Genomic DNA, 22,795 nt, shown 5'->3' with positions numbered 1-22,795 from the left:
GTGCCCCGTAGAGTAGGCGCGTGACCGACGCACGCCAGCAGCTCATCGAGTACATCGGCTCCGACGCCGTCTTCCACGGGGACTTCACCCTGACGAGCGGCAAGAAGGCGAGCTACTACGTCGACCTGCGGCGCGTCAGCCTGGACCACCGGGTCGCCCCGCTGATCGGCGACGTCATGCTCGACCTCATCGCCCCGATCGAGCGGGTCGACGCCGTCGGCGGTCTGACGATGGGCGCCGACCCGATCGCGTCCGCGATCCTGCACCGCGGCGTCCTCCGCGGACTCGAGTACGACGCCTTCGTCGTGCGCAAGGCGCCCAAGGACCACGGCCGCGGCCGCCAGGTCGAGGGCCCGGACCTCGCCGGCAAGCGCGTCGTCGTCGTCGAGGACACCTCCACCACCGGCGGCTCCCCGCTCGCCGCGATCGAGGCCCTGCTGAAGGTCGGCGCCGAGATCGCCGGAGTCGCCGTCGTCGTCGACCGCGCGACCGGGGCCCGCGAGATCATCGAGGGCGCCGGCTACCCCTACTTCGCCGCGATCGGGCTGGCCGACCTCGGGCTGAGCTGATGGTGGACGACGACGGCCGCGAGCGCGGCGATCAGCCCGACGGCGGGCGCGACGAGCAGCCCGAGCCCGAGCGCCGCGCCGGCGGCAGCGAGTGGCTCCTCGAGCAGCTGAGCGGCGGCCGCCTGAAGAGCATCTTCGACGCCCCGCGCACCCCTGCACCCGAGGCCGCACCCGAGCCTGCGCCCGCGCCCGAGGCGGCGCCCGCCGAGGAGGAGCAGCCCGCGGAGCCGCAGGACCCGACCGAGGCGGGGCAGCCCGCGGAGGCGGAGCAGTCCGACGAGGCGGAGCGCACCGCCGACGCCGAGCGCACCGTCGCGGCCGAGCAGTCCGTCGTCGAGCAGTCGGTCGTCGAGCAGCCGGTGGACGTCGAGCGCCGCGCCGGGTCCGAACCGGCCGTCAGCATCGAGCAGGCCGACGGGACCGAGCGTGCCGATGAGCCCGACCAGGCCGGCCCGATCGAGCAGGCCGGTGAGACCGAGCAGGTCGCAGCTGCCGAGCGCCCCGTCGACGCCGAGCAGGCCGAGCCGTCCGTCGAGGTCGAGCGGCCCGCTGGGGACGAGCGTCCCGTCGAGGACGAGCGTGCCGTCGAGGACGAGCGTCCCGTCGAGCTCGAGCAGCGCGTCGGTTCCGAGCAGCAGGCCGACGTCGAGCAGCCGGTCGATGCCGTGAGTCCCGTCGAGCCCGAGCCCGGCTCCGCTCCTGAGACCGTCGTCCAGCCGGACCCCGCCCCCGCGCCGCCGACCACGGACGCGGCGCCCGCGGAGGACGACGCGCAGACGCCCGTCGAGCCCGCGTCCGATCCCGAGGCCGACGCCGCCTCCGCGCGCCGCGACATCTGGGCCGCCTTCACCGCTCCCCGGTCGCGGCCCGCAGCGGACGACTCGACCAGCTCGGAGTCCGCTCCCGAGCGACCGGTCACGCCCTCTCCGCGCTTCCCGCTCGGCCCGGTGCTCCCGCAGTCTCCGGCCGCCCCGAGCTCCGTCGCGGCTCCCGCGCCGGAGTCGCCCGTCGCGCCGGTCGAGCCCGCGCCCGTCCTGCCGGCGGCACCGCCGATCGACGATCTGCCGACCGCGCCCCCGGCGCTCCGCGAGCGAGGGCGCCGCTCCGAGGCGCGCCGCGACCGACCCGAGGGTGCGACCGAGCCCGAGCCGCGCGAGCCCGCGGCGCCCAGCGTGTACCAGTGGCCCGACCCCCGCGGCGGCTGGGACGAGCCGCCGGTATGGGAGGACGTCGTCGCCCCGCGCGACGAGCCCGAGGACGACGGCGGCGACGAGGAGCTCTGGCGCGAGACCGCCGGCGCCTACGCCTGGAACCTCGAGCCGGACGACGACGGCACCGCCTCCGGAGAGCCGACCGCCGAGCCGACCACCGGTGCCGAGGGGACGTCCGGCGAGGACGAGCCCGCCGCCCCGGCCGTCGCGCCGTTCAGCACTCCCGCCCGCGCGCACGTCAACGCCGCCAAGCGCTCGACCCGCAAGCCCCGCAGCGAGAGGCCCCGCGCCGAGAAGCCCCGCGCCGAGAAGCCCCGCGCCGAGAAGCCCCGCGCCGAGAAGCCCGCGAAGTCACCGGCCCCCGCTCCCGTCCCCTCCGTCACGAGCGTCGGCGCGCCCGGCCCCGACCGCGCCCGAAGCCGTCGGCGGCTGCTGATCGGCCTGATCGCCGTCGGCGTCGTGCTCCTGCTCGGCGCGATCCTCGCCATCGGGATCGCCGTCGGCTCGAACGGCGATCAGGAGGCCGCGCCGGCCCCGGCCGCGACGACCGCCGTTCCGTCCGAGCCGAGTGCGACGCCCACCACCGCGCCCACCCCCGCCCTGCCCACCGTCGGCCCGCTGCCGGCCGGCAGCTACGCCTGGACGGCGCTGCTGGGCGGGGAGTGCCTCCAGCCGTTCGACACGGTCTGGGCCGAGCAGTTCACGGTCGTCGACTGCGCCACCGCCCACACCGGCGAGATGGTCGCGACCGGTGAGCTGACCGACGCGACCTTCCCGGGCCAGGACGCGCTGGCCGTCTCGGTCTCCTCGCTCTGCCAGGCGCAGGGCGTCGTCGACATCGCGGGTGCCGAGGCGTACGGCGACGTGCAGGTGTCCGCCTCCTACCCCGTGACCCAGGAGCAGTGGGACGCCGGCGAGCGCAGCTACTACTGCTTCGTCGACCGCGCCGGCGGCGGCGACATGCTCGGCTCGGTCGACGGCACCCCGTCGGGCTAGGCCGGGCGGCGCGACACGTGGACGAGGCCGGGCCCTCCGCCTCCCCCGAGGCGACGACGAACGGCGTGGGACCGTGGGTCGGTCCGCGACCCGACGACGACCGCCTCGATCCCGAGCTGCTCGAGCGCGGTGACTCCCGCAACGTGATCGACCGCTTCCGCTACTGGCGGATGGACGCGATCGTCGCCGAGCTCGACGCGTCGCGGCACCCCTTCCACGTCGCCATCGAGAACTGGCAGCACGACATGAACATCGGTTCGATCGTGCGCAGCGCCAATGCGTTCGGCGCCGAGAGCGTGCACATCGTCGGGCGCCGGCGCTGGAACAAGCGCGGCGCGATGGTCACCGACCGCTACCAGCACGTGCAGCACCACGAGACCGTCGCCGACCTCGCCCGCTGGGCCGAGGCGGAGGACGTCCCGCTGCTCGCGATCGACAACGTGCCCGGCTGCGTGCCGATCGAGACCTTCGCGCTGCCGGAGCGCTGCGTGCTGCTGTTCGGGCAGGAGGGGCCGGGCCTCTCGGAGGAGGCGATCGCCGCCTCCGTCGCCGTGCTCGAGATCTCGCAGTTCGGCTCGACCCGCTCGATCAACGCCTCGGCCGCCGCCGCCGTCGCGATGCACGCCTGGATCCTCCAGCACGTCCGCTTCTGAGCGGCCGGGCGCCCCTCCCACCCTCCCGCCGCAACTTCTGGAGTGTGGGCGGGTCGGGGTTGCGGATCGGCTCGGCGGGGCGGCTCGTCAGAGGATCTGGTCGTCCGGCGGGAACTCGGTCTCGTACGGGTCGGTCGAGAGCAGCTCGTGCACGCCGGTCAGCACCTCGTCGGGGCGGAACGGGTAGCGGTCCATCTCGGCGCGGTCGCTGATGCCGGTGAGGACGAGGACGGTGTGCAGGCCGGCCTCGATGCCGGCGACGATGTCGGTGTCCATCCGGTCGCCGATCATGCCGGTGTTCTCGCTGTGCGCGCCGATCTTGTTCATCGCCGAGCGGAACATCATCGGGTTCGGCTTGCCGACCACGTACGGGTCCTTGCCGGTGGCCTTCGTGATCAGGGCGGCGATCGCGCCCGTCGCGGGCATGACGCCCTCGGCGCTCGGGCCGGTCGCGTCGGGGTTGGTCACGATGAAGCGGGCGCCCCCGACGATCAGGCGGATCGCCTTCGTGATCGCCTCGAAGCTGTAGTTGCGGGTCTCGCCGACGACGACGTAGTCCGGCGCGGTCTCGGTCATGATGAAGCCCGCCTCGTGCAGGGCCGTGGTGATGCCGGCCTCGCCGATCACGAAGGCGCTGCCACCCGGCATCTGCGAGGCGCAGAAGTCGGCGGTCGCGAGGGCGCTCGTCCAGATCCGCTCTTCGGGCACGTGCAGCCCCGACGCCCGCAGCCGGGCCGCGAGATCGCGCGGGGTGAAGATCGAGTTGTTCGTGAGCACCAGGAACGGAGTGCCCGCGTCCGTCCACTCCTGGATGAGCTCGGGCGCGCCGGGGAGCGCCTGGTTCTCGTGCACCAGCACGCCGTCCATGTCCGTGAGCCAGGCCTCGACCTCGCTGCGCTTCGTCGCCATGGGGTCGATGCTATCGGCGCAGCCCGGACGGGGGAGTCGACGGGCTGCCCCGGAGGGGCACAGCGGGAGCGGGTTACCCTGAGGACATGAATGGCGAGAACCTGCTGGGCCCCGAACCGACCCTCCTCCCGGACGAGCCCGCGATCACCGCGGCCCTCGCCAAGCACGCGAACCCGGGAGCCGTCGAGTTCGCCGCGCTCGCGGCGGCCCACCCGCGCTCACCGCTGGCCTGGGCTCTCCTCGCGGACAGCGTGTGGGGGATCGACGCGGCGCTGCCGTCCTACGCCTACGCGCGCGTCGGCTACCACCGCGGCCTCGACCTGCTCCGCACCGCCGGCTGGCGCGGCCAGGGCCCGATCCCGTGGCGCCACGGTCCCAACCGCGGCTTCCTCCTCGCGCTCTACGCGCTCCGCCGCGCCGCCGAGTCCATCGGCGAGACCGACGAGGTCGCCCGCCTCACCGGCTTCCTCGAGCAGGCCGACCCCGCCGCCATCCCCGAGATCGAGCGCTACCACGAGGACGCGCTGCCCCCCACGGCCGCCATCGTCATCCTCGGCGCGGACTGATCGCCGCCCGGCCGCGGCGCTCGCGGCGTCGTCGTCGGTCGCCGTAGCTCCGCTACGCCTCCCTCCTCCGCCTTGCGATCACCGCGACCGGACGACGATCGGGCAGATGCGGTGCAGGGCCGCCGGCCCCTTCCTGCTGGTCGAGTAGCCCCGAAGGGGCGTATCGAGACCTGCCGTTCTGGGGACGCTGGATCTCGATACGCCCGCTCCGCGGGCTACTCGATCAGCATGAAAGGGACCCGCTGCGCGGGCGGATCGATCAGCATGTGGGTGCCCGCTCTGCGGGCTCCTCGGGCGTGCCGCTCGGTCAGCGAGACGAGCCGGCGTCCGCAGGCGCGGCGCGGCGGCGGAGGAGCAGGACCGTCGCGAGGGTCAGCAGGGCGCCCAGCGCCGCCGCGCCGGCGGTGACCAGGAAGCCGGACTGCGGGCCGAGGGCCTCGACGGCCAGGCCGCTCAGGGTGGAGCCGGCGGTGGCGCCGAGGGCGATGCCGGTCGGCGGCCAGGCGAGGGCCTCGGTGAGGCGGCTGCGCGGGGCGATCGACTCGACGAGGCTCGAGCCGGTGATCAGCAGCGGCGAGGTCGCGAGGCCGGCGACGAACGCCAGCGCGATCAGCGCGGGCAGCGAGCCGGCCAGCACCACAACCGGCACGACCACTCCGAAGACGGCGCCCGCCACCAGGAACCTCGAGCGCGGACCGCCGGGCAGGCGCGCGGCACCCACGACCACCCCGGTGAGCACGCTGCCGATGCTGTACGCCGAGAGCAGCAGCCCCGAGGCGGCTCCCGCTCCGGACGCCTCCGCGGTCGCGATCGCCGCGACGTTGAACGAGCCGAAGACCCCGCCGACGGTCGCGAAGACCGCCACGATGCCGACGAGACCGAGCGGCAGCCGCTCCCGCGCGGGCGACGCGGCCGAGCGCACCGGAGCGAGCGCCGGCTGCGTCCCCGTCTGCACGAGCAGCGCGACGCCGCCGGCGACGCCGATCCCGAGGCCGACCAGGACGCCGGCCGCCGGGTGCACGAGCGAGGCGAGCAGGGTGACGATCGGCGGCGCTACGACGAAGGCCGCCTCGTCCGCCACCGACTCGACCGAGTACGCGGTGTGCCGGAGCCCCGGGTCCGACGTCGCGGCGCTCCAGCGCGAGCGGACGGCCGAGCCGACGTCGAGGACGGCCGCCCCGGCGAGGATCGCGAGCGCGAACCAGGTCCAGACGGGAGCGCCCAGCAGCACGGCGGCGACGAGCCCGAGCGAGGCGGCGACGAGGACCGGGAGCGACAGGGCGAGCGCCCGGCGCTGCCCCCAGCGGTCCATCACCCGCGACCAGAGCGGCCCGGTCACGGCGAGGGCGAGGGTCAGCGCGCCCGAGACCGCGCCGCCGAGCGCGTAGCTGCCGGACTGCGCCGACACCAGGACGAGCACCCCGATCGCGAGGCTGCCCTTGGGGAAGCGGCCGAGCCAGCCGGCGGAGGAGAAGGCGAGAGACCCCGGGAGGGCGAACGCCCGCGCGTACCTCCCGGTCGCACGGCTCAGAGCGGAGGTCGAGGTGGTCGTGGGGTCTGGCATGGTCGGATCCGATTCCGGTCGTTCCGACGGCGGAGACTGCTCCACTGGCTGGACGGACGACAGGACGAGCCTACGCGGGCGGCACCTCTGCGGGCATGATGGACGCGTGGACACCGCCGCGCTCGAGTCCTTCCTCGCCGACCTGCCGGGCGCAGGCGCGAGCTTCCCCTTCGGCCCGGAGACGCGGGTGTGGAAGGTCGAGGGCAAGGTCTTCGCGCTCGAGATGGAGCGGTTCGGCCGGCCCGTCGTCAGCGTCAAAGCGCTGCCCGAGAACGTCGTGCACCTCGTCGCGGGCGTCGACGGCATCGAGCCCGGCTACCACCTCAACAAGAAGCACTGGGTGACCGTCGACGCGGGCGGCCGGGTCGAGGAGGGCCTCGTCCAGGAGCTGCTCGCGGAGTCGCACGCGATCATCGTCGCGAAGCTGCCGCGCCGCCTCCGCCTCGCCCTCGACGGCACCGCCACCGGCTCCCTCAGCGAGGACGCCTGACCCGAGCCCGGCCCTCCCCGCGAGATGCCACTTGTGACGGACTTTCGCGGCGTGTCGCGCGCACAAGTGGCATCTCGCGGGGGAGGACCGGGCGCGCAGAGACCTACAGGCCGTAGGAGCGGAGGTAGGCCGCGGTGTCGTGCCAGCCCTCGACGGCGAAGCACTCGACGCCCATCGCCTTGACGGGGTAGTCGTTGCCGTCGGGGTCGAGGCGGTCGCCGACGAAGATCATCTCGTCGAGGGGGATGCCGGTGAGCTCGGTGAGCTTGTTCATCCCGTAGGCCTTGTCGATGCCCTTGCGGGTGATGTCGACCGAGGTGGAGCCGCCGGAGCGGACCTCGAGGTCGGGCAGCACGGCCTGGACGGCCTCGCGGAGGGTGTTCTTCTTCTCGCCGGTCGGGTCCCAGGCCTGCTTCACCGGGACGGGGGCGGCCTGGCCGAGGGCGGAGAAGGTGATCTGCGAGTCGCGGTCCTCGAGGATCGGGCCCCAGGTCTCGGACTCCCAGTAGCCGAGCTCCTTGGCCTTCTCCTCGACGGCGGCCAGTGCGCGGGACTTCTCGTCCTCGGTGAGGTTCTCGGCGTAGATCTGCGCCCAGTCGCCGTTCTCGTAGCGGTAGTACTGCGTGCCGCAGGTGGGCATCAGGTGCAGCTTCGCCAGCACGGCGGGGTCGGCGCCCTCGAGGCGGTCGAGCACCTGCATCCGGAACTGGCCGATCTGGCCGCCGGAGATGATGCACACCTCGGTCGCCTGCAGCAGCTTGACGAAGAGGTCGGCCATCACCGGGTCCACGGGGGACTTCGAGGCGGCGAGGGTGTCGTCGAGGTCGAAGGCCATCAGGCGGGGCAGGGTGCTCATGGAACTCGTTTCACGGTCTGCGGACAGGGCGGTAGGGACGGGGTGGCGCGGCACGCGCGGTATCGAGGATACGGGGCGGTGCAGCCGGAGCGCGGGAACCGCGGGCGCAGACTGGGGCGATGAGCCTCCCGCGCACGATCGCCCGCGTCCTCCTGGGCCTCGTGCTCGTGTTCGCGGGGACGGGGCACCTGACCTTCGCGCGGCAGTCCTTCCAGGCGCAGGTGCCGCCGTGGCTGCCGTTCGACGCGGACTTCGTCGTCGTCGCGTCGGGTGTCGTCGAGATCGCGCTCGGGCTCGCGCTCCTGCTGCTGCGGCGCCGGCGGGTGCTGGTGGGGATCGTCGTCGCCGCCTTCTTCGTCGCGGTGTTCCCGGGCAACGTCTCGCAGCTCGTCACCCGGACCCCGGCCTTCGGCCTCGAGACCGACGCGGCCCGGGCGATCCGGCTGGTCTTCCAGCCGCTGCTCGTGCTCTGGGCGCTGTGGTCCACGGGCGTGCTGGCGGCCTGGAACGCGAGACGGCGCCGCCCTCGGGAGTGAGGGCGGCGCCGTCCGGTCGTGCGGGTGGTGCGGGCGGCTACTCCGAGTGCGAGGCGGAGCGGCGGCGGCGGAGCACCGTCAGCGCGATGCCGGCGAGCAGCAGCAGGGCCGCGCCTCCTGCGTAGGAGGCCGCGTCGACGCCGGTGTTCGCGAGCGGTCCGGAGTGCGAGCCTCCGGCGACGGGGACGGGCGTGGCGGAGGGCAGCGGCACCGGGGTGGCCGTCGGCTGCTCGGTCGGCTCGGGCTGGCCGGGCGCGGGCGTGCCGGGCGTGCCGGGCTCGGCCGGGACCTCGGCCGCGACCGACGTCAGCGACCAGTTCTGGTCGAAGAAGTCCGCCTGGTCGATCACGCCGCGCGCGCTCGCCCAGTCGATCAGCAGCTGCCGGATCTCGAGCCGCTCGTCGTAGACGAGGGGAGCCGCGGCGACGGCCGGGTAGGCCCCGCCACCGCTCTGCCGGTAGTTGTTGACGGCCATCACGAAGCGGTCGTCGTCGGCGACGGGGGTGCCGTCGAGCTGCGTCAGGTCGCGGATCCGCGAGCCGGCCGGCTGCGAGATGTCGATGACGTAGTCGAGGCCCGAGAGCGCGTCGTAGTTGTAGTCCGGGATGCCCGTGGGGCGGTCCGCGGTGATCGCGTTCGTGCCGGTGGCCGGGTCGAACGGAGCGCCCGGGGCGACCTGGTTGAAGTAGCGCGCCGAGTACTCGAGGTAGTCGCGCACCTCCGCGCCCGTCATCTCGACGCCCCGGAGGGTGTTCTCGTAGATGTAGAGACCGGCGATGTCGCGGATCGTGACCTGCCCCTTCGGGAAGACCGCGGTGCGCGAGAACGGCGACGCCTGCGAGATGACCGGGACGTCGGCCCACTCCGTGCCCTCGAGCGCGGCGTCGACCGTCTCGGCCTGCACGTTGTTGATGAAGTCGATGATCGGGGTGTCCTCGTAGCGCGAGGTCTCGGCCGAGAGCTCCTCGAGCGACTCCGCCACGGGGGTGTTCACGTACTCGATCGTGGTCGCGTGCGGCTCGGCGAGGGCGTCGACCACGGCGGTCGACTCCTCGGCGATGTCGCGCGCGTAGACCGGGGTGACGACCGGCGCGCTGCCCTCGGTCCAGTCGACCTGCAGGTCGCCCGCGGCGTCCTTCACCAGGTTCAGGGTCACCTCGGTGAGCCCCTGCGCCCAGAAGTAGGGCTGGGTGACGAGGACCTGCTCGCCGGCGACGTTCGTGTAGAGCGTCTCGGGGACGTCCTGGTGGCTGTGGCCGGCGACGACCACGTCGATGCCGGGGACCTGCGTCGCGATGTTGTTGACGACGTCCTCGTTGAGGTCGGCCGGGTCGTACTCGGCGTCCGGGACGGTGCCCTGGCCGGTGTGTGCGAGGACGACGACCACGTCGGCCTCGGCCTCGACCTTCGGGACCCACTCCTTCGCGGTCTCGACCATGTCGCGGAACTCGAGCACGCCGTCGACGTACTGCTTGTCCCAGACGCGGACGCCCGGGGTGACCAGGCCGAGCACGCCGACCCGCACGGTCTCGCCGTCGATCTCGCGCTCGATCACGGTGTACGGCTTCTGGTACGGCTCGCCGGTCGCGACGTCGACGACGTTCGCGCCGAGCAGCGGGGCGTTCAGATCGCCCTCGTAGGCGCTCAGCATGTCGAGGCCGTAGTTGAACTCGTGGTTGCCGACGACCTGCGCGTCGTAGCCGATGGTGTTGAACGCGGTGGCCATCGGGTGCGTCGTCTCGCCCGAGAGGACGCCCGCGGCGCCGTCGCCGAGGCCGTAGTAGTAGGTGAGGGGCGTGCCCTGGATCGCGTCGCCGTTGTCGAAGACGAGGACGGAGTCGTCGCCCTTCTCGGCGCGGAGGCGGTCGACCTCGGTCGCGACGCGGGTGAGGCCGAGCGTGTCCTCGCCCTCGTAGGGCGCGTTCGCGAAGTAGTCCCAGTTGTAGACGTGCCCGTGCGTGTCGGTCGTCGACACCAGGGTGAGCTCGACGCCGTCGTCGAGGGTGGCCGCGCTCGCGAGGGGAGCGGCGGTGGCCGCCCCGAGCGCGACGACGGCGAGGAGGCTTGCGGCGCGGAGTGTGCGCATCGGTTTCCTGTTCGCGTGATCGGTGGAGTGTGAACGAGTTCGAATCTATGCGCCATGTGTGAACGCGTCGTTACGGGTTCGAGAGCATCGCTCGGCTATCGGTCGGACGGGGCGGATCACGTCCCCTTTGTGCACTCCCTCTCAATGCTGAGGGTATGTCAACTAGGCTGCGACGGACACGGGGCAGGACGTCACCATCAGGGAATCGTCGTCCCCGCCCCCGTGCGGAGCTCGGCATCATGCTGCGGAGGACTGGACTCGAAGGGAAGGGCGTCGGTGATGGTGTCTGGTGCTTCCCCTCGCGGCGGTGGCGTCGAGGGCCTGCTGGTTCCCGTGCTGGTGTCCGTTCCGCTCTTCGGGCTCCTTCTCGCGGCCCACGCGTGGATCGAGGCGTCGATCTTCGCCGGGGCGGCCGTGCTCACCGTGACCACCCGCGCGATCCTCGCTCGAACCCACGCGCCCGAGGAGAGGAAGAACGGGAGAGCGCAGCGAGAGTTCGGCCGCAACGCCTTGCTGGACGACTCTCGCGCTGAGTTGGAATGATGCCTGGCGACGAGGGGATCGACCGGCTGCTCGATCGCGGAGGTGTCGGTTTCACCGGCTCAGCCGGAGTCGAGGCCTTCTGCATCCTGTTCAGCCCGTGCTCATCGCCGGCGGACGAGAAGTGCATCGAGCTCACGTTCAGCCGGGAGTTCGTCCAGCTCGGAGATGTGCGGACCGATGTCGTCGTCAAGTGGGGGCGTGAGGAAGACGTCCGCGCCTGGCTCGCGGCTCTGGTCGAGGAGTTCGACGTCGAGGTCGGTCCGCCTCTCCTGGAGGCGGCCGCCATCGAATTCGTCGTGAGGAGTCCGTTCGATGACGCGGGTGAGGAGCCGATCGGTGCCCTGCACCCCTGGCGACGCTTCGAGACGAACAGCGGTGAGAGCAACACGGGAAGCGGGTCCTGACCCATGGACTCGGTGACTCGGCTCGGAACGCTGCTGGCGCGCGAGGGTCGCCTCGTCGCGGTGGAGCGGGACGGGCGGCTGCTGCGGGTGGCCTCCCTCAGCGGAGGCGGACTGTCGGCCGCCGTCGTCGCGTCGGCGAGTCGGTCGATGCACGTCGCGGCGATCTCCGGAGTGCACCGCACGGCGTTCTGCCTCCTTCGCGACGACGTCCCTGAAGCGTCGGTCGCCGAGCCGGTGGTGTGGGCGGTCCGTCGCCGGCGCGGGCTCGTCCGCGATCCGATCCTCGGCGCGGAGCGGAGGCTGCGGGTGCTCGGAAGGGTCTTCGTGCTCGGAGGCAGATCACCTTGTCGGTGTCGGGACGTCCATGCTGATCGAGTAGCCCGCGGAGCGGGCGTATCGAGATCCACCAGCGTCAGAAGGACGAGTCTGCAGATCCGCCCTGCTGATGAGGGCGGGTCTCGATACGCCCCTGCGGGGCTACTCGACCAGCATGCTGCGGCGCAGCCGCGTCCTTTCCTCATCACCGAGACGCGAAGCGGCTTCGCCGCTCGATACGCCCCGGCGGCCCTCCCGTAAACTGGCTCGGGCTGGTCGCCCTGTCGCGACTCCTCCGTCGCACGGCCGGCCCCGCACCCGGCGTCTCCGGGTACTGCCGTTTCGCACAGCGAAGGACACGCCATGCCAGCAATCGTCATCACCGGTGCCCAGTGGGGCGACGAGGGCAAGGGACGCGCGACCGACCTGCTCGGCAGCCGCGTCGACTACGTCGTCAAGTTCAACGGCGGCAACAACGCCGGCCACACCGTCGTCGTCGGCGACGAGAAGTACGCGCTGCACCTGCTGCCCTCGGGCATCCTGACGCCGGGCGTCGTCCCCGTCATCGCGAACGGCGTCGTCGTCGACATCGAGGTGCTCTTCCACGAGCTCGAGGCGCTGAGCGCCCGCGGCGTCGACGTCTCGAAGCTGCTCGTCAGCGCCAACGCGCACGTGATCACCAGCTACCACCGCACGCTCGACAAGGTGACGGAGCGCTTCCTCGGCAAGCGCCAGATCGGCACCACCGGCCGCGGCATCGGCCCGGCCTACGCCGACAAGATCAACCGCGTCGGCATCCGGATCCAGGACCTCTTCGACGAGAACATCCTCCGGCAGAAGATCGAGGGCGCCCTCGACCAGAAGAACCACCTGCTGGTGAAGGTCTACAACCGCCGCGCGATCCTGGTCGAGCAGGTCATGGAGGACCTGCTGCAGTACACGGAGCGCCTGCGCCCGATGGTCGCGGACACCTCGCTCGTGCTCGCCCGGGCGCTCGACGCCGGCAAGACGGTGCTCTTCGAGGCCGGCCAGGCCACGATGCTCGACGTCGACCACGGCACCTACCCGTTCGTCACCTCCTCCAACGCGACCTCGGGCGGCGCGGCCACCGGCTCCGGAGTGGCGCCCAACCGCATCGAGCGCGTCATCGCGGTCATCAAGGCGTACACGACCCGCGTCGGCGCCGGCCCGTTCCCGACCGAGCTCTTCGACGAGTGGGGCGAGTACCTGCGCAAGCAGGGCTTCGAGTTCGGCACCACCACCGGCCGCCCGCGCCGCTGCGGCTGGTACGACGCCCCGATCGCCCGCTACTCCGCGCGGATCAACGGCGTCACCGACTTCGTGCTCACCAAGCTCGACGTGCTCTCGGGCCTGGAGACCATCCCGGTCTGCGTCGCCTACGAGGTCGACGGCGTGCGCCACGACGAGGTCCCCGTCTCGCAGAGCGACTTCCACCACGCGAAGCCGATCTACGAGGAGTTCCCCGGCTGGCAGGAGGACATCACCGGCTGCCGCGAGTTCGCCGACCTGCCGCAGGCCGCGCAGGACTACGTCCGCGCCCTCGAGGCGATGAGCGGCGCCCGCTTCTCCGCGATCGGCGTCGGACCGGAGCGCGAGCAGGTCGTCGTCCTGCACGACCTCCTCGACTGACGCGCGACGGGGTCGACCCGCTTCGAGACCCGTCCGCGTCGGCAGCGACGCGCACGACGGCCGCGGGCGAGGGATGATCGGCTGGTGCAGATCTACGCCGACCTCCCCGCCGTCCGCGCCCGCCAGATCACGGCCGACGCCCTCGCGCTCGCCGTCGCGGTGATCGCGATCGCGGCCGGGATCGCCGTCGGCTCGCTGATCGCGGGCCTCGCCGAGATCGGCCGCCGCCTCGAGAGCGCGGGCAGCGGCTTCGGCTCGACCATGAGCGACGCCGGCTCGACGCTCGGCGGCATCCCGCTGCTCGGCGACGCCGTGCGCGCGCCGTTCGACGAGGCCAGCGGCGCCGGGGCGGTGCTCGCCGCGGCCGGCCGCGACCAGCAGCAGCTCGCGAGCGCGCTGGCGATCGTGGCCGGACTCGCGGTCGGCGGGCTGCCGCTGCTCCTGCTCGCCGTGGTCTGGCTCCGCCCGCGCCTGCGCTTCGCCCGCCGCACCGCGGAGCTGCGCGCGCTCGGGGCGACCCCCGGCGGCGCCGAGCTGCTGGCCCTGCGCGCCCTCACCGAGGCGACCCCGCGCGAGATCCTCGCCGCGCACCCGGCCGCCGTCCCCGCCTGGCGCGCCGGCGACCCCGCCGCCACCGCCGCCCTCGCCGCCCTCACCCTCCGCCGAGCGGGCCTCCGCTGATCCCTGCCCTGACGCGCGCGCCGATCCCCGCCGCGAGATGCCACTTATGAGCACGACACGCCGCGGATCCCGCTCATAAGTGGCATCTCGCGGGGGCCGCAGGGACCAGCACCGGTCACCCGGGAGGATGACGGCGGCGGCCACCCGGGGCGACGCCCGCGACAGAGGCGGCTCCGTAGCGTCGGAGACATGCAGAACCAGACCTCCTCCGTCGTGGCGCGCGTCGAGGGCGTGCGCAAGCTCTACGGCAGCACGCCGCCCGTCGTCGCCCTCGACGACGTCACCCTCTCGATCGAGCGCGGCGAGTTCACCGCGGTGATGGGCCCCAGCGGCTCCGGCAAGTCGACGCTGATGCACGTGCTCGCCGGCCTCGACACCGCCTCGGCCGGCCGCGTCTTCCTCGGCGACGTCGAGATCACCGCGATGGGCGACGCCGAGCTCACCGTGCTCCGCCGGCGCAGCGTCGGCTTCGTCTTCCAGGCCTTCAACCTCGTCCCGACCCTCGACGTGCGCGGCAACATCCGCCTCCCGTTCGAGCTCGACGGCCGCCGCGTCACGGCCGAGGAGGAGGAGTGGATCGCCCGCCTGATCGAGTCCCTCGGTCTCCGCGAGCGCCTCACCCACCGCCCGCACGAGCTCTCCGGCGGCCAGCAGCAGCGCGTCGCCATCGCCCGCGCCCTGGCCACCCGCCCGCAGCTGATCTTCGCCGACGAGCCGACCGGCAACCTCGACTCGCGCACCGGCCGCGAGGTGCTCAGCCTCCTCCGCGCGTCGACCCGCGAGTACGGCCAGTCGATCGCGATGGTCACCCACGACCCGATCGCCGCGGCCTTCGCCGACCGCATCGTCTTCCTCCGCGACGGGGCCGTCGTCGACGACCGCCGCGGGATGAGCGCCGAGGAGATCTCGCGCGCGATGCTCTCGATGGAGGGAGCGTCGTGAGCGCCCGCACCGGCTTGCGGGCCGCCTCGGGGCAGGGCGGCGGCGCGATCATCACGGTCGCCGCGCTCTCGGCCGCGTTCGGCGGAGTCCTGGTGATGGTCATCGCCGACATGGTGGCGGCGTTCGACGCCGCCGGTCTCGACGGCATCGCCCAGGCCGCGACGACGCTGGGCGTGGTCGGCGGCGTCTTCTTCGGCATCGCCGTCTTCGTCGGCGCGATCGTCACCTCCAACGCGGTGTCGACGGTCATCGCCGGCCGCACCCGCGAGATCGCGCTGCTGCGCCTGCTGGGCGCCTCCGGACGCTCGCTCCGCGCCGAGGTGGTGCGGACCGGCCTCGTGCAGGGGCTGATCGGCGCGGCCCTCGGCCTCGTCGCCGCCGTCGTCCTGGTGGCCGTGGGCGCCGAGATCGCCTTCAGCACCGGGACCTTCACGCGCATCGCCGTGCCGCTCGCCTCGCCGGGACTGCTGCTGCCGGGCCTCGCCGTGATCGTCTCGACCGTCGTCGCCTCCTGGGCCGGATCCCGCCGGGTGCTCTCGGTCGCTCCGTCGCAGGCCGCCGGCTCCGCCGCCGAGCCCCGCTACGACGAGCTCCGCGGCCGCACGGGCCGGAACGTCCTGGCGCTCGTCCTCCTCGTGGTCGGCGTCCTGCTCCTCGCGATCGGCGTCGTGGTCGGGCTGGTCAGCCCGCTCGGCGTCCTGATCGGCCTCGCCGGCGGCATGCTCTCCTTCACCGGGGTGGTCCTCGGAGCGCCGGTCCTGCTCCCGCCGCTGATCTCGCTGGTCGGCCGGGCCTTCGGCGGCGGCCCCGTCGCGCGCCTCGCCTCCGCGAACGCCACCCGCAACCCCGCCCGGAGCGCGCGTGCCGTCATCGGCCTCGTGATCGGAGTGACGCTCGTCACGATGTTCGCGGTGGCCGCTGCGACCTTCTCGTCGATCATGCAGGCCTCGAGCGAGATGAGCCCGGAGATCTTCGCGGCGCTCGACCAGTTCGTCGCGGTCAGCACGGCGATCATGAGCGTGCTGCTCGGCTTCTCGGTGCTGCTCGCGGCCGTCGGCATGGTCAACACGCTCTCGCTGAGCGTGCTGCAGCGCCGCCGCGAGCTGGGCCTGCTCCGCGCGCTCGGCTTCACGGGCTCGCAGGTGCGCTGGATGGTCGTCGTCGAGGCGGCGCAGATGGTGATCGCCGCGGCGCTCCTGGGCCTCGTGCTCGGCGCCTTCTACGGCTGGGCCGGCGCGGTCGCGATCTTCGGCTCGCTGCCGGGCATCGGACTGGTGCCGCCGACGATCCCGGTCGGGATCCTGGTCGCCGTCGTCCTGGTCAGCATCGTCCTCACCGCGGTCTCCGCGGTCCTGCCGGCCCGCCGCGCGACCCGGGTGCCGCCGGTGGAGGCGCTCGCCGTCGCCTGAGCGCGCCGGCCGCTCGGCTCGCGAGCGGCTCGAACCACCGGGCCGCTCGAACCACCGGGCGGCTCACACCACCGAGAAGCCCTCCGCGAGGCGCTCCCGCCCGCTCAGCGCGAGCAGGAGCTCCTCGCCCCGTCCCGCCCGAGCGGCGAGCGCCCCCGCCAGGGCGGAGCAGGCCTCGACCGCCTCGGGCGGGATCTCGTGCGCGAGGCCCGTCGCCCGCGACAGGTCGAGGGTGTGCACGACCAGCTCGAGCACGCGGGTCCGCAGGTACTCGTCCAGGGCCAGGGCGTGCTCGCCGATCGCGACGAGGCGCCCGGACGGCTGCTGCGCCAGCAGCGCGAGGGCACGCCGCAGCGACGCCGCGATCACCTCGGCCGGGTGCTCGCCGAGCAGCACCCCGGTCTCGACGCCCCGCCGCGCCACGGCCGCGGGGTCGGCGCGTCCGCCGGCCAGGGCCGCGTAGTAGCCGAGCGCGTCGGGCACGGTCGCGGCGGCCGGCTCCTCCGCGAGCAGGTACGTCTCGACCGTCGTGATCGCCCGCGAGGCGTGCCCGGTGAGGCCGCGGACGTCCCAGACGCCCAGCCCCGGCAGCACCCACTGCTCGTCCCCGATCCGCTCGACGAGGCGGAGCAGGGCGCCGGCCGAGGCGGCGAACATCGCGGTGCTGTCCATGGACCTCATGCTGGCACGCGTCCTGGACTCCTCAGCGGGCCGCAGTGGCCCCAGAATGTCCGGATGAGCAGCCCCGCCTCGCCCGGCCGTCCCGTCCGTCCCGTCCGCCCGGCCCCCACCGTGCTGACCGGCCGTCTCGTCGTCCTCGAGCCGCTCACCGAGGAGCACCTGGAGCCGCTGCGGGCCGCGATCGGCCGCCCCGAGGTGTTCGCCGCGGGCTACGGCGGCGGACCCTCGGGCCTCCCCGACGGCGCCGAGGCGTTCCGCGCCTTCGCCCGGCGCTACTACCCGTGGGAGACCGGCAACCCCTGCGCCGTGCTCGTCGACGGCCGGGTCGTCGGCACCTCCTCGCTGACCGACTTCGACGAGCGGCGGGAGGCGGCGCACCTGGGCTGGACCGCCTACGCCCCCGAGGTCTGGGGCACGGCCGTGAACCCCGAGACCAAGCTCCTCCTGCTCGGCCTGGCCTTCGACAGCGGCTTCTCGCGGGTGAAGCTGCAGGCGGACGCGGCGAACGCGCGCTCCCGCGCGGCGATCCTCCGCCTCGGCGCGGTCTTCGAGGGCGTGCTGCGGCACGACCAGCGGCGGGCGGACGGCTCCTGGCGCGACACGGCGGTGCACTCGATCCTCGTGGAGGAGTGGCCGGCGGTCCGCGAGGGGCTCGAGCGGAGGATCGAGGCGCTATCAAGCCCGGTCCCGCCGCGCAACCCGGATGCTCCGATCGGGCGCTGAGCGGTAGGAAGGACGCATGGAACGCATCCACTACGCCGGCAGCTCGGTGCTCACCGGCAGCCGGATCGCGCACTCGCTCGTCGGCTACGCGGAGGCCCTCGCGCTGCGCAAGGGCGCGATGTCGGTCGACATCCCGATCCGGCGCTCCACCGGCGAACTCGGCCGGGCGACCTTGCTGATCGGTCCGGCCAGCCAGCTCTTCTCGGAGACCGAGGACGACGGCGGCGAGGAGATCGTGGACGCGGCCCTGGTCGAGAGGCTCGCGAAGGAGACGGCGCGGCTCGGAGTGTCCCAGCCGCTGGCCGAGGAGGGTGACTCGTCCTCGTCGCACCTGTCCGACCTCGAGATCCCGCACTTCGATTCGGACGACGATCGACGCTGAGCGTCGGCCCCGGGGCGGTTAGAATCGCCCCGTACCGTCCGGCCGTGCCCCCGCCGGCTGGACTGCACTGCGAACGGAGACCGCCCTCATGGGCCGATTGATCTACGACTCGACTCTCGAAGCCGACTTCGACGACCGACTGCTCGCTCACCTGCAGATCGTCATCGGCTCGAAGCTGTCGCGCAACGAGTCCTTCTACCTCTCGTGGAAGGACTCGCAGTCCGTCGGCGACGGTCGCACGTCGATCTGGCTGCACCCGGCGATCCCGCTGCGCTTCAAGTACCACGGCGGCCGCGCCCCGGCCATCAACCCCGACTGGATCCGCCAGCTCCTGGCCGATTCGCACAGCGCCCACGGCCTGCGCATCAGCGAGGAGCCGCACGGCGGTGCCCGCCAGAGCGAGGAGGGCCTGCTGTGAAGCGCGTCGAGCTGATCTACGGCGGCACCCCCTACAGCCTGCACGACACCACCGCCGCGGACGTCCGTGCGAGCGTCGAGGAGGCGCTCGACGGCACCGCCTCACGCTGGCTGACCGTCAACCAGGGCGAGGGCCAGCCCCGCGAGACGTCGATCCTGATCACGCCGGGAGTGGCGTTCTCCGTCGCCGACGTCGCGCACTGACTCCCGCCGGTCGAGTCGCCGATCCTGAGCCACCGATCCTGAACGGCACGTCCTGAGCCACCCGTTCCGAGCCGCCGTCCCGGACCGCTCCCGCGTCAGCCTGTGAGCAGCGCCGGGAACTCGCCCGGGATCTCGCGCGCGAGGTAGCCGGCCGGGCCGAGCCTGCGCACGAGGACCGAGTCGGCCTCGGTGTGCAGGAAGGCACCCCACGCCGCGGCGCCCTGCGGGTCGAGGCCGCGCGCGCGGAGCCCGGCCGTCGCGCCGGCGAGGACGTCGCCGCTGCCCGCCGTCGCGAGGCCGGGGTGCTCGCCCTCGATGCGCACGGCGTCGCCGTCGGGCGCGGCGATCACGTTGAAGAGGCTGACGACCGCTCCATAGCGCTGCGCGACGGCGATCGCGGCGGCCTCCACGTCGTCCACCTCTGCGCCGAGCAGCCGCGCGGCCTCCTCCGTGTTCGGCGTCAGGAGCAGACGGCCGGCGAGGGCGCGGGCGACGCGCCGCTGGCCCGGCAGCACGCCGAGCGGGAAGGCGTCGAGGTGCACGGCGGGGACGTCGGCGAGCAGCGGAGCGATCGCGCGCAGCGTCGCGGCGGTCGCCTTCGGGTCGTCGAGTCCGGGGCCGATCAGCGCGACGTCGGCGGAGCCCAGCTCGCCCTCCAGAGCGGAGAGCCCACGGCCCGAGATCGAGCCGCCGCGGGTCTCCTCCAGCGGCACGACGCCGCACTCGGGCAGCGCGACGGCGGTGGCGGAGGCGACGGACTCGGCGACGCAGAGGGTGATCCGGCCGGCGCCGACCCGGAGCGCCGCGATCCCGGCGAGGATCGCCGCTCCGGGCGTCTTGCGGGCGCCGCCGACCACGACCACGTCACCGCGGGCGTGCTTCGATCCCGCCGGGTCGGGCAGCGGCCAGCGCCGCTCGAGCAGGGCGCGGTCGACGACGGCGCTCCTGTGCGCGGTCTCGCTCCTGTGCCGGGTCTCGCTCATGAGTCGGTCCTTCCTCGCGGGTCGTCGACGGCGGTGTCGACCGCGGTGTCGACGGCGGTGTCCTCGCCGGTGTCGTGGCGGGTGACCGGCGCGCTCGACTGCTCGAGGTGCGCGGTCTCGTTGAAGCGCTCGAGCGTCCATGCGTCGCCGTCGCGGACGAGCCGGGTGACGGAGGCGTTCGCGACCGGGGTCGCCCGGCCGATGTCGAGCAGCTCGCGCTCGGTGAGGCCCTCGCAGACGGAGCGGATGATCAGGACGACGGCGTCGTGGCAGAACAGCGCGACCGGTCCGGCCGGCGCGACGACGTCGAGGTGGTCCAGGAACGAGCGCACCCGCTGGGCGAGGTCGGTCCAGGACTCGCCGCCCGGCGGGCGGTAGTAGAACTTGCCGAGCCAGTCCCGCCGCGCCGCCTCCTCGGGGAATCGCGCACGGAAGCCCGCGGTGGTCAGGCGGTCGGCGATGCCGAGATCGCGGTCGCGGAGCCGCTCGTCGAGGCGGGGCACGAGGTCGAGGCCCGCCTCCTCGAAGGCCAGCTGCGCTGTCGAGGACGCGCGCAGGTACGGCGAGGACCAGGCGGCGATCGGGGCGTTGCCGTCGGCGAGCCACCGGCCGAGCGCGCGGGCCTGCTCGCGGCCGGCCGAGGACAGCTCGACGTCGGGGTCGCGCCGGTCGACGGCGATGTCGTGGGCGCCCTCCGCCTCGGCGGCGCTCGCCGCGATGTTGGCGACGCTCTCGCCGTGGCGCACGAGGAGGAGCTCGGTGGGGCCGGAGGTGCGCGGGCCGGGGCTGGTGGAGGAGCTCATCGCTCCATGCTCCGCTCCGCGGCCCGCCCGGCCGAGGGGGTTCCGCGCGGTGCGGAGCAGTTGCTACGCGGCTAGGGTCGGTCGGGTGAAGCTGATGCGGACGCGACCGGCCCCGACGACCTCCCCGGCCCGCGCGACCCCGCCGGCCCTGCTGATCGGCGCGGCCCTGGCGGTGCTCGCGCTCGCCGGCTGCACCGCTCCCGCGCCGGACGTGGTCGTGTCGAACGACGTGGCGCCCCGCGAGGAGTCGCGCGACCGCGTGCTCGCGCTCGTCTCGTCCCTCTCCGGGCCGCAGGACGACGCCTTCGGCTACGCCCGGCTCGCGAGCGACCAGGCTGTCGAGGGCGTGGACCTGATCGGGATCGAGTCCTACGACGCGCTCAGCGAGGGCGGCGAGTTCGGGGCGCTGTCGTTCCGCACGCCGGTCGACGCCGCGGCCTTCCCGGACGTGGCCGACCTGCCGGAGGCCTACTGCTTCCGCGCGCCGTTCGCCGCGGCGGGTGCCGTGGTCGACGACGCCGACGGCGGAGGCGTGGCGGTCATCGAGTGCCCGGCCGACGCCGAGACGATCACTCCGCCGGCCGAGTAGGCGCGTCCACCGCGGCGACGACCGCCGCGAGCGTCTCCGGGTCGCTGAGGATGCGGAAGTGCCCGCCGGTCTCGATCCGCACGTTGACCGCGCCCTCGAGCATGCTGCCCTCGGGGATGTGCGGGTCGAAGAGGCCGAAGACCGAGGTGATCCGCGCGTTCGCGCCCGCCCGGCTGGAGAGCAGCAGGGTCGTCGCGTCGCGGGGCGAGAACGAGCGGAGGCTCTTCAGCAGCAGGTAGGGCGCGTAGCGCGAGCCGCCGAACGGCGTGGCGACCGCGACCATCCGGTCGACGCGGCCGTCGGGGTCGAGCTCGGTCATCACGTACTTGCCGATCAGGCCGCCCTTGCTGTGCGCGACGATCACCACGCCGCGGAGGTCGTGCTCGGCGAGGTAGGCGGCCACGTCCTCCGCGGTGCGGGCGACCGGGCGGCCGTTCCAGCCGAGGCTGGTGAGCACGTGCATCGGGTGGCCGCGGCGGTGCAGCGGGTCGATGATCGGGCGGAGGAAGGCCCAGGTCTCCCAGATGCCGGGCAGGACCACGATCGGCCGCTCCGTGCCGTCGAGGTAGTCGTCCGGGGCGCGGCGGGAGACGAAGGCGCGGACCTGCCAGGCGACGGCGTAGGCGTAGTCGCGGATCCACCAGACGGCGTCGCGGACGAGGTGCCTCATGCGGGCACCGGGGACGGGTCGGCGTCGGGGGCGGGGGCGGCGTCGGGCGCGGGGGCGGCGTCGGGCGCGGGGGCGGCGTCGGGCGCGCGGGCGATGTCGGCGGCGAAGGACGCCAGGGCGAGCGCGAGCGACTCCGGCTGCGTGCGCGGGACCACGTGGCGGGAGCCGGCGAATTCGAGGAGGTGCGCCTCCGCCGCGTGGGCGAGGAGGCGCTCGCACCAGTCGCGGGTGGCGATCGGATCGTCCCGTCCGCGCACGACCAGCACGGGCACGCTGACCGCGGCCAGCCGCCGCTGGATCGGGTAGTGCAGCATCTCGGGCAGCTGGCGCAGGTACCAGCCGAGACCGCCGCGGACGTAGTCGGCGAAGAGCAGGGCGTCGACGCCGAGCGGCTCGCCCAGGCAGTCGCGGGCGAGGGCGAGGCCCTGCCGGACGGCGCCGGGACGCTGTGGATCGACGACGGGGCCGATCAGGACCGCGCCCGCGACGAGGCCGGGCGCGCGGGCGGCGAGCTCGACCGTCACCTGGGCGCCCATCGAGTGGCCGACGACGACCGCCCGGGTGACGCCCTGCTCCGCCAGCGCTCTCTCGACCAGACGGGCGTGGTCGGCGATGCCGACGCGGCGGCGGGGCGAGCGGTTGGCGCCGAAGCCGGCGAGGTCGACGGCGACGACGCGGCCGTGCGCGCGGAGGGCGACGGCGAGGGTCGAGAAGGTGTGGTGCGACATCCCGATGCCGTGGATCAGGACGAAGGTGCGCTCGGCGTCGGGGCGACCGGTCGCGAGGGTCCGGAGCTCGATCCCGTCGATCCGGTGGCGGACGACGGGCGAGGGGCGGGGCATGCCTTCCAGGCTAGGCACGGCGGTGCCGGCGCGCGCGGGGGTGCGCGGCGCCGGTCGGGTGGGCTAGGCGGTCGGGCGGGGCGGCCGGCGGGGCGGGGAGTGTCAAGCGGCTGCTGCGGCG

General features: G+C 73.8%; 26 protein-coding genes. 17 read left to right on the top strand and 9 right to left on the bottom strand.

Annotated elements, in window-relative coordinates:
* Nucleotides 1-20 precede the first annotated feature (20 nt).
* The 3 genes from pyrE to EDF45_RS10365 are packed head-to-tail and all read left to right on the top strand — an operon-like array spanning nt 21 to nt 3,429.
* Nucleotides 21-569 carry an orotate phosphoribosyltransferase gene (pyrE, locus tag EDF45_RS10375; protein WP_123447133.1) on the top strand — a complete coding sequence of 183 codons (549 nt, stop codon included), beginning with the start codon at nt 21-23 and terminating at the stop codon, nt 567-569.
* The gene (locus tag EDF45_RS10370; RefSeq protein WP_148060270.1) at nt 569-2,776 is read left to right on the top strand and encodes a septum formation family protein; all 2,208 of its coding nucleotides are present in this window, start codon (nt 569-571) and stop codon (nt 2,774-2,776) included. The genes pyrE and EDF45_RS10370 overlap by 1 nt, the downstream gene beginning before the upstream one ends.
* A gap of 17 nt (nt 2,777-2,793) precedes the next feature.
* A complete protein-coding gene (locus EDF45_RS10365; RefSeq protein ID WP_123736245.1) occupies nt 2,794-3,429 on the top strand; it encodes a TrmH family RNA methyltransferase in 636 nt (211 codons plus the stop codon).
* A gap of 87 nt (nt 3,430-3,516) precedes the next feature.
* Here the strand turns inward: EDF45_RS10365 and EDF45_RS10360 are convergent, their stop codons facing one another.
* Nucleotides 3,517-4,338: an HAD-IIA family hydrolase gene (locus EDF45_RS10360; protein ID WP_123447131.1), complete on the bottom strand. Its 822-nt coding sequence runs from the start codon at nt 4,336-4,338 to the stop codon at nt 3,517-3,519.
* Nucleotides 4,339-4,424: 86 nt separating this feature from the next.
* Here EDF45_RS10360 and EDF45_RS10355 point away from each other — a divergent pair, with 86 nt between their 5' ends.
* Nucleotides 4,425-4,904 carry a DUF3151 domain-containing protein gene (locus EDF45_RS10355; RefSeq protein WP_123706013.1) on the top strand — a complete coding sequence of 160 codons (480 nt, stop codon included), beginning with the start codon at nt 4,425-4,427 and terminating at the stop codon, nt 4,902-4,904.
* Nucleotides 4,905-5,211: 307 nt separating this feature from the next.
* Here the strand turns inward: EDF45_RS10355 and EDF45_RS10350 are convergent, their stop codons facing one another.
* Nucleotides 5,212-6,468 carry an MFS transporter gene (locus EDF45_RS10350; RefSeq protein WP_123736246.1) on the bottom strand — a complete coding sequence of 419 codons (1,257 nt, stop codon included), beginning with the start codon at nt 6,466-6,468 and terminating at the stop codon, nt 5,212-5,214.
* Nucleotides 6,469-6,574: 106 nt separating this feature from the next.
* Between EDF45_RS10350 and EDF45_RS10345 the strand changes: the two genes are divergently transcribed.
* Nucleotides 6,575-6,958: an MmcQ/YjbR family DNA-binding protein gene (locus EDF45_RS10345; protein WP_208110615.1), complete on the top strand. Its 384-nt coding sequence runs from the start codon at nt 6,575-6,577 to the stop codon at nt 6,956-6,958.
* Nucleotides 6,959-7,061: 103 nt separating this feature from the next.
* On the opposite strand, the gene EDF45_RS10340 is transcribed toward EDF45_RS10345, so the two are convergent.
* Complete coding sequence (locus tag EDF45_RS10340) at nt 7,062-7,814, bottom strand: HAD-IIB family hydrolase (RefSeq protein ID WP_123736247.1); 753 nt, start codon at nt 7,812-7,814, stop codon at nt 7,062-7,064.
* 119 nt (nt 7,815-7,933) lie between these two features.
* On the opposite strand from EDF45_RS10340, the gene EDF45_RS10335 reads away from it, so the two are divergent.
* Nucleotides 7,934-8,350 carry a DoxX family membrane protein gene (locus EDF45_RS10335; RefSeq protein ID WP_123736248.1) on the top strand — a complete coding sequence of 139 codons (417 nt, stop codon included), beginning with the start codon at nt 7,934-7,936 and terminating at the stop codon, nt 8,348-8,350.
* Between the two features lie 37 nt (nt 8,351-8,387).
* Here EDF45_RS10335 and EDF45_RS10330 read toward each other — a convergent pair whose 3' ends face one another.
* Complete coding sequence (locus tag EDF45_RS10330) at nt 8,388-10,436, bottom strand: bifunctional UDP-sugar hydrolase/5'-nucleotidase (protein ID WP_123736249.1); 2,049 nt, start codon at nt 10,434-10,436, stop codon at nt 8,388-8,390.
* Nucleotides 10,437-10,712: 276 nt separating this feature from the next.
* On the opposite strand from EDF45_RS10330, the gene EDF45_RS10325 reads away from it, so the two are divergent.
* The 6 genes from EDF45_RS10325 to EDF45_RS10295 all read left to right on the top strand — a co-directional run bounded on the left by EDF45_RS10325 (nt 10,713) and on the right by EDF45_RS10295 (nt 16,380).
* Complete coding sequence (locus tag EDF45_RS10325) at nt 10,713-10,979, top strand: hypothetical protein (RefSeq protein ID WP_123741017.1); 267 nt, start codon at nt 10,713-10,715, stop codon at nt 10,977-10,979.
* The gene (locus EDF45_RS10320; RefSeq protein ID WP_123736251.1) at nt 10,979-11,383 is read left to right on the top strand and encodes a hypothetical protein; all 405 of its coding nucleotides are present in this window, start codon (nt 10,979-10,981) and stop codon (nt 11,381-11,383) included. Before EDF45_RS10325 ends, EDF45_RS10320 begins: the two co-directional genes overlap by 1 nt.
* Nucleotides 11,384-12,061: 678 nt before the next feature.
* The gene (locus EDF45_RS10310; protein WP_123736253.1) at nt 12,062-13,348 is read left to right on the top strand and encodes an adenylosuccinate synthase; all 1,287 of its coding nucleotides are present in this window, start codon (nt 12,062-12,064) and stop codon (nt 13,346-13,348) included.
* An 84-nt stretch (nt 13,349-13,432) separates the two neighbouring features.
* The gene (locus EDF45_RS10305; protein WP_123736254.1) at nt 13,433-14,029 is read left to right on the top strand and encodes a hypothetical protein; all 597 of its coding nucleotides are present in this window, start codon (nt 13,433-13,435) and stop codon (nt 14,027-14,029) included.
* Between the two features lie 189 nt (nt 14,030-14,218).
* Complete coding sequence (locus EDF45_RS10300; protein WP_123447122.1) at nt 14,219-14,971, top strand: ABC transporter ATP-binding protein; 753 nt, start codon at nt 14,219-14,221, stop codon at nt 14,969-14,971.
* Nucleotides 14,968-16,380, top strand: a complete 1,413-nt coding sequence (locus EDF45_RS10295; protein ID WP_260312171.1) for an FtsX-like permease family protein — start codon at nt 14,968-14,970, stop codon at nt 16,378-16,380. Before EDF45_RS10300 ends, EDF45_RS10295 begins: the two co-directional genes overlap by 4 nt.
* A gap of 63 nt (nt 16,381-16,443) precedes the next feature.
* Here EDF45_RS10295 and EDF45_RS10290 read toward each other — a convergent pair whose 3' ends face one another.
* On the bottom strand, nt 16,444-17,052 hold the full coding sequence (locus tag EDF45_RS10290; protein WP_221181111.1) for a maleylpyruvate isomerase N-terminal domain-containing protein: 609 nt from the start codon (nt 17,050-17,052) through the stop codon (nt 16,444-16,446).
* Between the two features lie 63 nt (nt 17,053-17,115).
* Between EDF45_RS10290 and EDF45_RS10285 the strand changes: the two genes are divergently transcribed.
* The 4 genes from EDF45_RS10285 to EDF45_RS10270 all read left to right on the top strand — a co-directional run bounded on the left by EDF45_RS10285 (nt 17,116) and on the right by EDF45_RS10270 (nt 18,787).
* Nucleotides 17,116-17,784, top strand: coding sequence for a GNAT family N-acetyltransferase (locus tag EDF45_RS10285; RefSeq protein ID WP_123736256.1), 669 nt, complete (start codon nt 17,116-17,118; stop codon nt 17,782-17,784).
* A gap of 16 nt (nt 17,785-17,800) precedes the next feature.
* Nucleotides 17,801-18,166 carry a hypothetical protein gene (locus EDF45_RS10280; protein WP_123736257.1) on the top strand — a complete coding sequence of 122 codons (366 nt, stop codon included), beginning with the start codon at nt 17,801-17,803 and terminating at the stop codon, nt 18,164-18,166.
* A gap of 88 nt (nt 18,167-18,254) precedes the next feature.
* Nucleotides 18,255-18,584, top strand: a complete 330-nt coding sequence (locus tag EDF45_RS10275) for an ATP-dependent DNA ligase (protein ID WP_123447118.1) — start codon at nt 18,255-18,257, stop codon at nt 18,582-18,584.
* Nucleotides 18,581-18,787, top strand: a complete 207-nt coding sequence (locus EDF45_RS10270) for a hypothetical protein (RefSeq protein ID WP_123736258.1) — start codon at nt 18,581-18,583, stop codon at nt 18,785-18,787. The genes EDF45_RS10275 and EDF45_RS10270 overlap by 4 nt, the downstream gene beginning before the upstream one ends.
* A gap of 95 nt (nt 18,788-18,882) precedes the next feature.
* Here EDF45_RS10270 and EDF45_RS10265 read toward each other — a convergent pair whose 3' ends face one another.
* Together EDF45_RS10265 and EDF45_RS10260 are read right to left on the bottom strand one after the other, a co-directional pair.
* Nucleotides 18,883-19,770 carry an ADP/ATP-dependent (S)-NAD(P)H-hydrate dehydratase gene (locus tag EDF45_RS10265; protein WP_123736259.1) on the bottom strand — a complete coding sequence of 296 codons (888 nt, stop codon included), beginning with the start codon at nt 19,768-19,770 and terminating at the stop codon, nt 18,883-18,885.
* Entirely contained in the window at nt 19,767-20,573 is an 807-nt protein-coding gene (locus EDF45_RS10260; protein ID WP_123736260.1) for a histidine phosphatase family protein, read from the bottom strand. The genes EDF45_RS10265 and EDF45_RS10260 overlap by 4 nt, the downstream gene beginning before the upstream one ends.
* An 85-nt stretch (nt 20,574-20,658) precedes the next feature.
* On the opposite strand from EDF45_RS10260, the gene EDF45_RS10255 reads away from it, so the two are divergent.
* Nucleotides 20,659-21,162 (top strand): hypothetical protein, encoded by a 504-nt coding sequence (locus tag EDF45_RS10255; RefSeq protein WP_123736261.1) that lies wholly within the window; start codon nt 20,659-20,661, stop codon nt 21,160-21,162.
* Here the strand turns inward: EDF45_RS10255 and EDF45_RS10250 are convergent.
* Both EDF45_RS10250 and EDF45_RS10245 read right to left on the bottom strand, forming a co-directional pair.
* Nucleotides 21,143-21,832 (bottom strand): triacylglycerol lipase, encoded by a 690-nt coding sequence (locus tag EDF45_RS10250; protein ID WP_123736262.1) that lies wholly within the window; start codon nt 21,830-21,832, stop codon nt 21,143-21,145. The two genes, EDF45_RS10255 and EDF45_RS10250, sit on opposite strands and share 20 nt — an antisense overlap.
* Nucleotides 21,829-22,674 (bottom strand): alpha/beta fold hydrolase, encoded by an 846-nt coding sequence (locus EDF45_RS10245; RefSeq protein WP_123736263.1) that lies wholly within the window; start codon nt 22,672-22,674, stop codon nt 21,829-21,831. Before EDF45_RS10245 ends, EDF45_RS10250 begins: the two co-directional genes overlap by 4 nt.
* Between the last annotated feature and the right edge of the window lie 121 nt (nt 22,675-22,795).

Source organism: Rathayibacter sp. PhB186 (assembly GCF_003751825.1).
Lineage (GTDB): Bacteria > Actinomycetota > Actinomycetes > Actinomycetales > Microbacteriaceae > Rathayibacter > Rathayibacter festucae.
Note: the sequence above shows the minus strand (reverse complement) of the source record. Positions and strands in the feature narration are given on the sequence as shown.